8 protein-coding genes are annotated in these 12,274 nt (G+C 69.5%); 3 read left to right on the top strand and 5 right to left on the bottom strand.

Annotated features, from left to right (window positions below):
• Position 1 precedes the first annotated feature (1 nt).
• From K5L94_RS21830 to K5L94_RS21810, 5 genes are read right to left on the bottom strand one after another with little or no spacing between them, the layout of a single operon-like run.
• Positions 2-313 carry an STAS domain-containing protein gene (locus K5L94_RS21830; RefSeq protein WP_008266246.1) on the bottom strand — a complete coding sequence of 104 codons (312 nt, stop codon included), beginning with the start codon at positions 311-313 and terminating at the stop codon, positions 2-4.
• A complete protein-coding gene (locus tag K5L94_RS21825; RefSeq protein WP_274511432.1) occupies positions 303-965 on the bottom strand; it encodes an MlaC/ttg2D family ABC transporter substrate-binding protein in 663 nt (220 codons plus the stop codon). The genes K5L94_RS21830 and K5L94_RS21825 overlap by 11 nt, the downstream gene beginning before the upstream one ends.
• Positions 962-1,486 carry an outer membrane lipid asymmetry maintenance protein MlaD gene (gene mlaD / locus K5L94_RS21820; protein WP_014039020.1) on the bottom strand — a complete coding sequence of 175 codons (525 nt, stop codon included), beginning with the start codon at positions 1,484-1,486 and terminating at the stop codon, positions 962-964. Before mlaD ends, K5L94_RS21825 begins: the two co-directional genes overlap by 4 nt.
• A gap of 59 nt (positions 1,487-1,545) precedes the next feature.
• Positions 1,546-2,295 carry an MlaE family lipid ABC transporter permease subunit gene (locus tag K5L94_RS21815; protein WP_005414955.1) on the bottom strand — a complete coding sequence of 250 codons (750 nt, stop codon included), beginning with the start codon at positions 2,293-2,295 and terminating at the stop codon, positions 1,546-1,548.
• Positions 2,295-3,083 carry an ABC transporter ATP-binding protein gene (locus K5L94_RS21810; protein ID WP_053451203.1) on the bottom strand — a complete coding sequence of 263 codons (789 nt, stop codon included), beginning with the start codon at positions 3,081-3,083 and terminating at the stop codon, positions 2,295-2,297. The genes K5L94_RS21815 and K5L94_RS21810 overlap by 1 nt, the downstream gene beginning before the upstream one ends.
• 189 nt (positions 3,084-3,272) lie before the next feature.
• Between K5L94_RS21810 and recC the strand changes: the two genes are divergently transcribed.
• Genes recC through recD form a run of 3 tightly spaced genes read left to right on the top strand, consistent with a single transcriptional unit; the run spans position 3,273 to position 12,174 of the window.
• Positions 3,273-6,620 carry an exodeoxyribonuclease V subunit gamma gene (gene recC / locus K5L94_RS21805; protein ID WP_274511422.1) on the top strand — a complete coding sequence of 1,116 codons (3,348 nt, stop codon included), beginning with the start codon at positions 3,273-3,275 and terminating at the stop codon, positions 6,618-6,620.
• On the top strand, positions 6,617-10,297 hold the full coding sequence (recB, locus tag K5L94_RS21800; RefSeq protein ID WP_274511419.1) for an exodeoxyribonuclease V subunit beta: 3,681 nt from the start codon (positions 6,617-6,619) through the stop codon (positions 10,295-10,297). Before recC ends, recB begins: the two co-directional genes overlap by 4 nt.
• Positions 10,294-12,174, top strand: coding sequence for an exodeoxyribonuclease V subunit alpha (recD, locus tag K5L94_RS21795; protein ID WP_274511416.1), 1,881 nt, complete (start codon positions 10,294-10,296; stop codon positions 12,172-12,174). The genes recB and recD overlap by 4 nt, the downstream gene beginning before the upstream one ends.
• Positions 12,175-12,274: the final 100 nt, after the last annotated feature.

Genomic DNA, 12,274 nt, shown 5'->3' with positions numbered 1-12,274 from the left:
GTCAGCTCGCAGCAGAAGTAGCGTTGAAATCCAGGTCGGGCGACAGCCGGTAGGCCGCGCTCAGCTCGTTGTAGCCGGCCGGCGCGCCGGAGATCGCCAGCGGGTGGCCGGCTTTGCGTGCACGTGCCGCCAGTTCGGCCAGCAGGGCCAGGCCGGCGCTGTCCACGCGCTCGACCTCGCCCAGCTCCAGCCGTGCCAGCTGGGCGGGCAGCGCCTGCAGCTGCGGCCACAGTGCGATCACTGCGGCACGATCCAGCACCCCGCGCAGGCGCAGGGTGTCGCCTTCCAGCAGTGCCAGTGCGTTACTTGCCATTGCCCGCGGGCCCGGCCTGCATGCTGCCGCTGTGCAGCTCGCTGGCCACCTGCTTGATGCCCTTCTGGCGCAGCGGGGTGTCGAACTGGTTGCGGAAGGTCTGCACGTAGGAGATGCCTTCGATGTTGACGTCGAAGATCTTCCACTGGCCGTTGACGTTGCGCATCCAGTACTCGACCGGGGTCGGCTCGCTGCCGGCACGCACCAGTTCGGTGCTGACGCGCACGCCGCGGTTGCCCGGCAGCGGGCTCTCGCCCTTCAGGCGGAAGCTCGGCTTGCCCTGGATGTTGAGCAGGGTCGAACCGTAGCGCTGCATCAGGCTGTCGGCCATGGCATCGGCGAACAGCTTGATGTCGGCATCCGAGGCGCCGCGGGCGTGCGGGCCCAGCACCAGGCGCGCGGCGTAGTCGCGATCGAAGGCGCGGTTCAATTCGCTGTCGATGTAGCTGCGCAGGCTGGCCGGGTTGCTGCTGAACTCGCTCCGGCGCTGCTGCAGGGTGGTGAGGATGCGCGTGCTGGCATCGATCACCACCTTGCCGGCCTGGCCCTGGGTCGCGGCTGCGGCAGGGGCGGCGGCCTGGGCCTGGGCGAGGAACGGAGTAGCTGCCAGCAGCGCCGAAGCGAGCAGGGCCGGGATCAGTTTCATCTTCATGGTTGCGGTTCCGTTGCAGGCGCCTGCGCGCCATCGTTGGGCTTCTGACCAGCGCCGCCACCGGCGCCGCCACTGAACATGTACTTGCCGACCAGCTGGATCAGGTCCACGGCGGGCTGGGTGAAGACGATCTCGTCGCCGGCCTTCAGCACGTCCGGATCACCGCCCGGCTGCAGACCGATATAGCTCTCGCCGAGCAAACCACTGGTGAAGATGCCGGCCGAGGTGTCTGCCGGCAGGTCCTTGACCTTGCTGTCCATGCGCAGGGTCACGATCGATTCGAACTTCACCGGGTCCAGGTCGATCGAGGCGACCTGGCCGACGGTCACGCCGCCGATCTTCACCGGGGCCTGCTTGCGCAGCTGGCCGACCTGGGAGAAGCGTGCTTTCAGCTCGTAGCCCTGGCTTCCCCAGCTCCAGCGCTGGTTGGTCGAGGCCACGGCCAGCACCATCAGCGAGGCCAGGGCCAGCAGCAGGAAGGCGCCGACGGAGAATTCGAGTCTGGGACCGCGGATGGCCATGTGGATTACCTGATCGAGTCGTAGTGGCCGCGCGCGCCTGCGCACCGCCGGTGGAGGGGTTAGGTGAACAACATTGCCGACAACACGAAGTTGAACATCAGCACCAGCAGCGAGGCGTTGACCACCGCACGGGTGGTCGCCACCGAGGTGCCCTCGATGGTCGGCTCGGCGTGGAATCCAACGTAGGCGGCAACCAGCGCGGCGGTGCCGCCGAAGATCGCCGACTTCAGCATCGCCACGCCGAAGTCATCCCAGAAATCGACGCTGTTGCGCAGCGCCGACCAGAACACGCCGTTGTCCAGGCCCAGCACATGCACCGCTTCGAAGTAGCTGGCACTGATCGCCAGCGAGCAGAAGATGCCGGTCAGCAGCGGCACGGTCAGCACCGCCGCCCAGAAGCGCGGCGCCACCGCCTTGGCCACCGGATCGATCGCCATCAGTTCCAGCGCCTTGATCTGGTCGGTGGCTCGCATCAGGCCCAGTTCGGCGGCGATGGAACTGCCGGCGCGACCGATGAACAGCAGCGCGGTCAGCACCGGCGCCAGTTCGCGGTACAGCGACAGGCCGAGCAGGGTCGACAGCGCGTCGGCCGCACCGAAGGTGGTCAGCGTGCGGTAGCCCTGCAGGGTCAGCACCAGGCCGACGAAGGCGCCGCCGACGGCGATGATCGGCAGCGAGCGCGCGCCGATCTTGTAGATCTCGCGGGTCAGCTCGGCCAGGAAATCACGCGTGGGCAGCGAACCGCGCAGCACGGTCAGCGAGAACAGGCCGGCGCGGCCCAGCGAACGGGTGGCTTGCACGAACGGCATCAGGCAACCCTCGCGCGCGGCGCGGCATCGAACGGAATGGGGCCGTCGGGCTGGCCATGCAGGAACTGCCGCAGCAGCGGGTCCTGGCTGGACTGCAGCGCCTCGGGCGTGCCCTGGAACACGATGCCGCCATTGGCGATGGCGATCACCTGGTCGCAGATCGGCAGGGTCTCGTGCACGTGGTGGCTGACGATGATGCTGGTCAGGCCCAGGCTGTGGTTGAGGCGCTGGATCAGGCTCATGATCACCCCCGAGGCGATCGGGTCCAGCCCGGTCAGCGGCTCGTCGTAGATCATCAGCGGCGGGTCCAGTGCCAGCGCGCGGGCCAGTGCCACGCGGCGCGCCATGCCGCCGGACAGCTCGCGCGGCCAGGCCTCGGCGGCGGCCAGCAGGCCCACCGCGTGCAGCTTCATCTGCACCAGCCGGCGCAGCACGACCGCCGGCAGGCGGGTATGGGTGCGCAGCGGCAGCGCCACGTTCTCGGCCACGGTGAGGTCGGTCAGCAGGCCGTTGCCCTGCAGCAGCACGCCCACGCTCTTGCGCATTTCCAGCAGCGCGCTGCTGTCGTGCGGGATCGGCTTGCCGAACAGCGTGACCTCGCCGGCGACCGGGCGCAGTTCGCCGGTCAATGCCGCCAGCAGGGTCGACTTGCCGCTTCCGGATGGACCCAGCACGGCGGTGATGCTGCCCTTGGGCACCTGCAGCGACACATCGCGCAGGATCGTGCGCCCGCTCCGGTCGATGCGGACGTTGGATAACTGCACCAGACTGGAGGCGGAAGCCGACATGGGCACCATTAACGTTTTTTAGACATCGAAGGATCGGGCCCGTCGGCTGAACATAAGCAGACTGGACGGTCCAGTATTGTTGCACGACAAGGCTTGGCGCTGGCCGGGACAATCGGTGCGTACCCCGGAACAATCCGTACCGGTGGCGGGCCGACCATTGAATACTGCCTGCCGTCCTGCACACTGTGCATGATGAGTGACCCAGGCAGCGATTTCCGCCTCTACCATTCCAATTCCCTGGACGTGCTGGCCGCGCTGCTGGCGCGCAATGTGCGTGCGCCGGTCGCGGGCCAGCCGCTGTTGGCACCGGAAGTGGTGCTGATCCCGCAGGTGGCGATGCGGCGCTGGCTGCAAGCGACACTGGCCGCCGAGTTCGGTGTTGCCGCCAACCTCGAATTCCTCACCCCGGGCGAGTTCGTGGCCCGCGCGCTGAAGGCCAACGTCAGCGGCGAGCAGGACGACCTGGACGCGGCCGGCCTGCACTGGAAGCTGTACCAGGCACTGCGCGATCCGGCGCTGCTGGCACAGCCACCGATGCGCGCGCTGCAGTCCTACCTTGCCGGTGGCGACGCATTGAAGCCGTGGGCGCTGGCTGGCGAACTGGCCTCGGTGTTCGAGAAGTACCAGGCCTGGCGCCGCGACTGGCTGCTGCGCTGGGCGGCCGGTGCCGATCCGGCCGATCCGCAGGCGATCCTGTGGCGCACCATCACCCATGGCCACGACTACCGTGCGCGCCGCATCCAGGAATACCTGGACCGCTTCGAAGGGGCGGGCCAGCCGTTGCCGAAGGGCTTGCCGCTGCGCATGTCCGCGTTCGCGACGCTCAACATCTCCCCCGACGTGCTGCGGGTGATGGCCACCCAGGCACGGGTGGGCGAGCTGCATTTCTACATGCCCACGCCCGTGCAGTCGTACTGGGGCGACCTGCAGACCCTGGCCGAACGCCTTCGCAGCGGCGCGCCGGATCCGTTTGGCGAGGCCGCCGGCGAGAACCGTCTGCTCGAAGCCTGGGGCGCCGCGGGCCGCGACTTCATGGCGGTGCTGGGCAGCTACGAGGTGGTGCACCCGGCCGGTGAGATCGCCGCCTATTCCGATCCGGAAGAAGACACCCGGCCGACCCTGGACGAAGGCGGCCTGTCCGACAGCCTGCTGCATCGCCTGCAACGCGATCTGTTCCACCGTCGTGCACTGCCTTCGGGCGAACTGCGCGATGGGCTGCGCAGCGACGACCCCAGCCTGCAGGTACACGCCTGCCATACCCGCCTGCGCGAACTGCAGGTGCTGCACGACCAGCTGCGCAGCCTGCTGCAGGACGCGCGTTTCGACCCGCCGCTGCAGGCACGCGAGATCGCGGTGCTGGCGCCGGACATCGATCCCTACGTGCCGTACCTGGAAGCCGTGTTCGGTGGCCGTGGCGGCGAGGAAGAGCACATTCCCTATGCGCTGGCCGACAGCAGCCCGCTGGCCGGCGAGCCGCTGGCCGATGTGTTCGTGCATCTGTTGGGCCTGCCGGTCTCGCGCTTTGGCCTGAACGAAGTGCTGGACCTGCTGGCCAGCGCACCGCTGGCCGAAGCGGCCGGCCTGGAAGCGGTGGACTTCGACCGCCTGCATGGTTGGCTGCAGCAGGCGGGTGCGCGCTGGGGCCTGGACGCGAAGCATCGCGACCAGCACCAGGCACCGGCCGACGATGCCTACACCTGGCAGTTCGCGCTGGACCGGCTGGTGCTTGGCCATGCCACCGGCAGCGAGGCCGACCTGGCCGGCGTGGCGCCGTGGATCGAGCTGGAGGGCGGTGCGTTGGAAGCGCTGGACCGGCTGCTGCGCCTGTTGCGCGTACTGGCGGTCTACCAGCGTCGACTCGGCGAACTGCTGACCCCGGCGCAGTGGCGGCAGCGCCTGCTGTCGCTGCTGGACGCGCTGCTGCCGACCGCGCCCAGTTCGCCCAACAGCCAGCGCGCGCTGGAGCGCCTGCGCAAGCTGCTCAACCAGTTCGCCGAGGACGCTGCCAAGGCCGGCTTCAACGAAGGCGTGCCACCGGAGGTGGTGCGTGCGCACTTCGCCGGGGCACTGGGCGAGGCCGATACGCGCGCACCGTTGCTGACCGGTGGCATCAGCTTCGGCCGCATGGTGCCGATGCGCCTGCTGCCGTTCCGGGTGATCTGCGTGCTGGGCCTGAATGACGGCGATTTCCCGCGTCGCGACCCGGCCGCGGGACTCAACCAGCTCACCGCCGAACTGGATACACCGCGCCGCCGCCCGGGCGACCGCTCCACCCGCGAGGACGACCGTTTCCTGTTCCTGCAGCTGTTTGCCGCGGCGCAGGAGGTGTTCTACCTGAGCTACCTGGGTGCCGATCCGCGAGATGGCAGCGTGCGCGAGCCGTCGGTGCTGGTCAGTGAACTGATCGATGCCGCCGCTGCCTATCACCTGGATCCGACGATGGCGGTGCGCGACTTCACCGTGCGCCATGCCTTGCAGCCGTTCTCGCCTGCTGCGTTCGGCGATGGCGATCCGCGTCGATTCAGCTATCGGCGGCAGTGGCATCCGGCGGCCGGCCGCCTCACCGGCCAGAGGGGTGGCCTGCTGCCCTGGTTCGACGCGCCGTTGCCGCCACCGCTCGACGATGCCGTGGAGGACGAGGTCGCACTCGATACCCTGCGCCGCTTCCTGTGTGACCCGGCCGGGCAGTTCCTGGCGCAGTCGCTGGGCCTGCGCCTGGCCGACGAGGTCGAAGAGGTGGATGACCTGGAGCCGCTGGTGCTGTCCTCGCGCGGCCCGGAAAAGCGCAGCGTGCAGGCGGCGGTGGTACGGGCCACGCTCAATGGCGACAGCGAGCCGCTGTACCCGCGGTTGCGTGCGCGTGGGCTGTTGCCGTCCGGTGCACTGGGTGAGCGCCAGTTCGAAGTGGAGCAGCTGAAGACCCGTCCGTATGCCAGCGCGCTGCTGGGGTGGATGCAGGGCGAACCATTGGAAAGCCGCCGGTATGAAGTCGATATCGACGGCGTGCGGCTGCATGGACGGGTGGCCGATCGGCATCCCGAAGGGCTGGTGCGCCTGCGCGCCGGCACCCTCAACGGCAATGCGGTGATCCGCCAGGGCCTGGACTGGCTGTTGGCCAACGCCGCCGGCGATGCCCTGCCGTTGGTGCAGTTCCACGATGGCGGCGATGCCGGCCCGGGCCCGCATGTGCTGCCGGCGTTGAGCGTGCCCGCTGCACGCGCCGCGCTGCGCGCGCTGCTGCAGCTGCGCCGGCGTGGCCTGCGTGAACCGCTGCGCTTCGCCCCCTATACCGGCTGGGTGCTGTATAACTCGGCCGGCGAGAAACAGCGCAGCGAAGGCTGGAAGCAGTGGCACGGCAGCGACCGCAGCTGGGGTGAATCCAGCAGCGACGCTTGGCAGCTGCTGCTGCGCGGTGCCGACCCGTTCGCCACCGATGCCGGCTATGCCGATCTGCTGCGCAACAGCCAGGTGGTCTTCAGTGCGGTGCGCGAAGGCCGCACCCTGGGCGCCGAGGCAGGCCAGGAGGGCCGCGCATGAACAGCACCATCGCCGACGAGGACATCGACGCCACCGGTCACGACCCCTATCTGGCCCTGCCGCTGGAGGGCATCCGCCTGATCGAGGCCAGCGCCGGCACCGGCAAGACCTTCACCCTGGCCACGCTGTTCACCCGCCTGGTGGTGGAGCAGGGGCTGCGCATCGGCCAGATCCTGGCGGTGACCTTCACCGACGCCGCCACCCAGGAACTGCGCAAGCGCATCCGCGAGCGGCTGGCGCTGGCCGCGCGCCTGGTCGATCTGGAACCGGCCGAGGGCGAGGCGCCGGATGTGCGCTTGACGCGCGAGGTGCTGCAGCGCCATCTGCGGGATGGCACCGAGAGTGCCGCTGCGCTGAAGCGTCGCCTGCAGGTCGCCGCCGACGAGATCGATCTGGCTTCAATCTTCACCATCCACGGCTTCTGCACCCGCGTGCTGCGCGAGCACGCGCTGGAAAGCGGCCATACCTTCGACCCGCCGGAGCTGCTGGCCAGTGACCGCGAGCTGCTGGAGGAACTCGCCGCCGACCTGTGGCGCGTGCACGCCAATGATCCGGCCACGCTGGAGCCGCTGACCTGGCTGTGGTCCACCCCGGACGCCCTGGCGGCCGATCTGCGCGCGCTGCTGGCCGCGCCGCCCTTGCACCCGTTGCCACGGCCGGTGACGCTGGCCGATCCACACCCGGCATTGCAGGCCAACGCCGCCGAACTGCAGCAGGCGCTGCGCGAGCATGGCGAGCAGTTCTTCATCGACCTCTGCGATGCGGTCGACAACAAGTGGATCAACGGCGTGTCCTACAAGCAGGGCTGGCTGCACCCGCTGGGCCGGCAACTGCTGGCCTGGGCCGAGCGCGCCGATCCGCGCGAGCTGCTGGCCAACGAGCGCCTGCCGGCGCTGCTGCCGGAGGCGCTGGCCGCCAAGACCAACAAGAAATTCGCCGAGCGCACGCCGTCGTCGCCATTGCAGGCGCCGTTGGCGCGCCATGTCGCGCTGCTGGCCGAGCGTGATGCCTGGCTGCGTGCCACCGCGCTGAACTTCCTGCACCGCCTGCGCGACGAAGCCACCCAGCGCCTGCAGGCGCTGAAGCGCACGCGCCGGGTGCAGACCTACGACGACCTGATCGATGGCGTGGCACTGGCCCTGGAAGGGCCGCAGCGCATGGCGCTGGTCAGGCAGCTGCGCGCGCAGTACCGCATCGCGCTGGTCGATGAGTTCCAGGATACCGACGACCGCCAGTGGGGCATCTTCCACACCGTGTTCGGCGATTCGCCGGAGGTGCGCGAGCTGGGCCTGGCGCCGGCGCTGTTCCTGATCGGCGATCCCAAGCAGGCGATCTACGGTTTCCGCGGTGGCGACATCCATACCTACCTGACGGCCAAGCAGGTGGCGCAGCAGGCGCCGGTGCTGGACCAGAACTTCCGTTCACGCCCGGCCGTGCTGCGTGCCCTGCAGGCGCTGTACGACAACGGCGGCGAAGACGCGTTCCTCGAGCGCGACATCCAGTTCGAACCGGTGCGCCCCGGTGGCGTGCGCATCGACGCGGACTACCTGCGCGACGGCCGCGCCGCCGTGGCACTGACCCTGCGCGTGCTGCGCAGTGGCGGCGACAAGGCGATGAGTGCCGACGCCTCGCGTGATGCAGCGACCCAGGCCTGCGTGGCCGCGATCCACCAGACCCTGGTCGATGCGCGCGCCGGTAACGCCGTGTTGCGCGGGCGCCCCGTGCAGCCGGGCGACATCGCGGTACTGGTGCGCTCGCATCGCGAGGCCACCCTTGTACAGCGCGCGCTGGCAGCGGTCGGTATTCCTGCCGTGGCGGCGGGCAAGCAGAGCCTGTTCGCCACCAGCGAGGCACGTGATCTGCGCGCACTGCTGCTGGCACTGCTGCAACCGGCCGATGAAGGACGCCTGCGTGCGGCGCTGGCGACCGTGCTGCTTGGCCAGCGGGCGAGTGCGATCGCGGCGATGGAACGCGAGGGCGACCTGCAACGCGGCTTCCAGGCGCAACTGTTGCACTGGCGCGAGCGCTGGCAGCGCGGTGGACCGTTCGCGGTGATCGCCGATGTCTGTGCCGAACAGGGCGAACGCCTGCTGGCGCTGATCGATGGCGAGCGTCGCCTGACCAACTACCTGCAGCTGGGCGAACTGCTGCAGGAAGCCTCGGCGCAGGCGCTGGGCATGCATGGCCTGCTGGACTGGCTGCAGGGCCAGATGGCCAGCGCCGACCAGGATGACGAGCAGCAGCTGCTGCGCCTGGAATCGGATGCACGCCGCGTGCAGATCATCACCCTGCACAAGAGCAAGGGCCTGGAATACCCGCTGGTGTTCCTGCCGTTCGTCGGCATCGACGGCGGCGCACCGAACACCGCTTCGCACTGTACCGTGCACGTGGGTGGGCAGCGCCAGCTGCACTGGAAGCTGGACAAGGACGAGGCCTGGGAAACGGCCAGCGCCCAGCGTGAGCGTGAGCAGCGCGCCGAGGACGCGCGCCTGCTGTATGTCGGCCTGACCCGCGCCGAGCACGCGCTGTGGATTGCCGTGGGCGATCTGGCCGGGCTGGCAAAGACGCGGCTGGCGCCGCTGCTGGGTGACCTGCAGGCGCTGCGCGCGCATGCCGATGTGCACATCGATGACAGTGAGGCACCGGCCGCACTGCCGCAGCTGGCGGCCGAAGTGGAAGGTGAGCTGCCGGCCGTGCGTGCACTGACCCGGCGCGTGCCGCACGACTGGTGGGTGTACAGCTTCACCCAGCTGGCCCATGCAGACGCTGGCGCGGGCAGTGACATCGAAGCCGCCGCCACCGAGCTGCCGGCGCCCGCCGCCGACGAACCGGTGGGCCCGGAACTGCCGCTGGAACCGGCGCTGCCGGAACCCGCCGCGGCCGCCGAGGACAGCACACCGGTCGATCCGCGCTTCATGGGCAGTCGCTTCGGTAACGTGCTGCACGAAGCGATGGAGAACGTCGACTTCGCCGCCTGGGGTGGCTGGCGACCGGGCCTGGAAGCCCCTGAAGGCCAGGCCGAGGTACTGCGCAAGGCGCTGCACGACGAGGGCTACGCTGACGCCGACCTTGGGGATGGCGTGGCCGTACTGGTGCCGCTGGTCGGTCACACGCTGACCGTGCCGCTGCCGGAGGGCGGTGCGCTGCACAGCCTGGATGAAGGCGAGCGCCGTGCGGAAATCGACTTCCATTTCGCCATCGAGCCGACCGCGGTGCCGGCGCTGCTGCAGGTGCTGCACGCACATGGGGTTTCCAGCGCGCGCCGCGGTTTTGGCCAGCGCCGCCGCCTGGAAGGGCTGATGACCGGCATGATCGACCTCACCTACGTGCGCGATGGGCGCTGGTACGTGCTCGACTACAAGTCCAACCGCCTGCCCGGCTACAGCCCGGACCTGCTGGCCATTGCCATGCGCCACAGCGAGTACGACCTGCAGGCGCTGATCTATACGGTGGCGCTGCATCGCTGGCTGCGTTTCCGGCTGGGTGCGGCCTACGACTACGAGCGCGACATGGGCGGCATCCGCTACCTGTTCTGCCGCGGCCTGGATGCCGCCGGCAACGGCGTGCATGTGGACCGCTTCCCGCTGGCGCTGGTCGATGCCCTCGATGCGTTGTTCGCCGGTGGCGAACAGGCCCAGGCCGAACTGGCCGCACGTGCCCGTGGAGCCAGCGCATGAGCCTGCTGAAGGAACTGCACCAGAAGGGCCAGCTGCGCACCCTCGACCATGCGTTGGCGACCAGCCTGCAACGACTGCGCGACGACACGCCCGAGAGCGTGGCGCTGGCGGCCGCGTTGGCCTCGCTGGCGGTATCGCAAGGCCATGCCGCGTTCGATCCCACGCAACCGCAGCGGTTGCTGGAAGGCGTGCCCGAGTGGCCTGCCGCGCAGGACTGGCTGGCGCAGCTGCGTGCGTCGCCGTGGGTGGCGACACCGGAGCAGGCCGATGCCATCGCCGAGGATGCGCCGCTGGTGCTGGAACACGGATTGCTCTACCTGCGCCGCTACCGCGAGTACGAACGCCAGTTGGCCGCCGGCCTGCAACGCATTGGCCGGCATCCGCTGCCGGCGCCGGACATGGCAGCGCTGGCACCACTGTTCGCGCATCTGTTCCCGCAGGCGTCGGGCAGCGAAGATCACCAGGCGCGCGCGGCCGGCGTGACCCTGCGCCATCCGCTGGCGCTGGTCACAGGCGGCCCCGGTACCGGCAAGACCACCACCATCGCGCGCCTGTTGCTGCTGCTGGCCGCACAGGCCCGGCAGGCCGGCCAGCCGGCGCCCGAGGTCGCGCTGGCCGCGCCCACCGGTCGCGCCGCCGAGCGCATGGCCGAGAGCCTGCGTGTCGCCGTGCAGCGCCTGCAGGAACAAGGGCTGGATCCGGCGCTGTGCGCGGCATTGCCCAGTACCGGCACCACCCTGCATCGCCTGCTCGGGGTGATTCCCGATTCACCGCGTTTCCGCCACCACGCCGACAATCCGCTGCCGGTGGACGTGGTGGTGGTCGACGAAGCCTCGATGATCGATCTGCCGATGATGGCCAAGCTGGTCGATGCGATCGCCAGTGGCACCCGGTTGATCCTGCTTGGCGACCCCGACCAGCTGCCGTCGGTGGAAGCCGGCGACGTGCTCAGCGCGATCCTGCGTGCCAGCGGCGATGGCATCGGCACCCGTGCCGACGATGCGCAGGCGTTGCATGGCCTGCTGGCGCCGGCCACGTTGCAGCCGCAGGCCGCACCACGCGCTTTTGCCGGGCGCCGCGTGCAGCTGCAGCGCGGTTACCGGCAGAGTGATGCACTGGACCTGGCACCGCTGGCGCATGCCGTGCGCGAAGGCGACAGCAGTGCCTCATTGCAGCTGCTGCGCAGCGGTGAACTGGCCGGCGTGCGTTTCCACGAGGGCGAGGCCGATCCGTTGCGTGGCCAGCGCGAGCACCTGCTGGGCCACTGGCGTGCGCTGGCGGATGCCGCCGATCCGATACTGGCCCTGCAGCAGGCCGGACGCCTGCGCGTGCTGACCGCACTGCGCGAAGGCCCGCAGGGCGCACGTGGGCTCAACAGCCGCATCGAACAACTGCTGGCCGGCAATACACCGGGCTATTTCCAGGGCCGGCTGCTGCTGGTCACCGAGAACAGCTACCGTCATCGCCTGTTCAATGGCGATATCGGCATCTGCCTGCGCGATGGCAGCGGCGCGATGGTGGCCTGGTTCCCCGGCGACACCGTCGACCAGCCACGCGCCTTCCACCCGGCCGCACTGCCCGCGCACGAAAGCGCCTTCGCGATGACCGTGCACAAGGCGCAGGGTTCGGAGTTCGACGAAGTGTGGTTGCAGCTGCCGCGCCAGGACAGCCGCGTGCTGTCGCGCGAACTGGTCTACACCGGCCTGACCCGCGCCCGCCAGGTCCTGCACGTGGCCGGCAGTGCCGAGGTGCTGCAGGCCGCGTTGAAGCGTCATGCCAGCCGGTTGGGAGGGCTGGCCTGGCGGCTGGGCGCGGAAGAGGTGGCCGAAGAGCCGGCGTGCATCGAACAGCCTACGGTGCAGGGCACGCTGTTCTGACGCGGGCGCGATGCGCTTCCTGTAGAGCCGAGCCATGCTCGGCTGATGGACCCAGGAGTCGAGCATGGCTCGACTCTACAGAAGCGCGCTTTGATCGCTT

The organism is Stenotrophomonas forensis (assembly GCF_028752115.1).
GTDB lineage: Bacteria > Pseudomonadota > Gammaproteobacteria > Xanthomonadales > Xanthomonadaceae > Stenotrophomonas > Stenotrophomonas forensis.
This window is presented reverse-complemented; position numbering and strand designations above follow the sequence as displayed.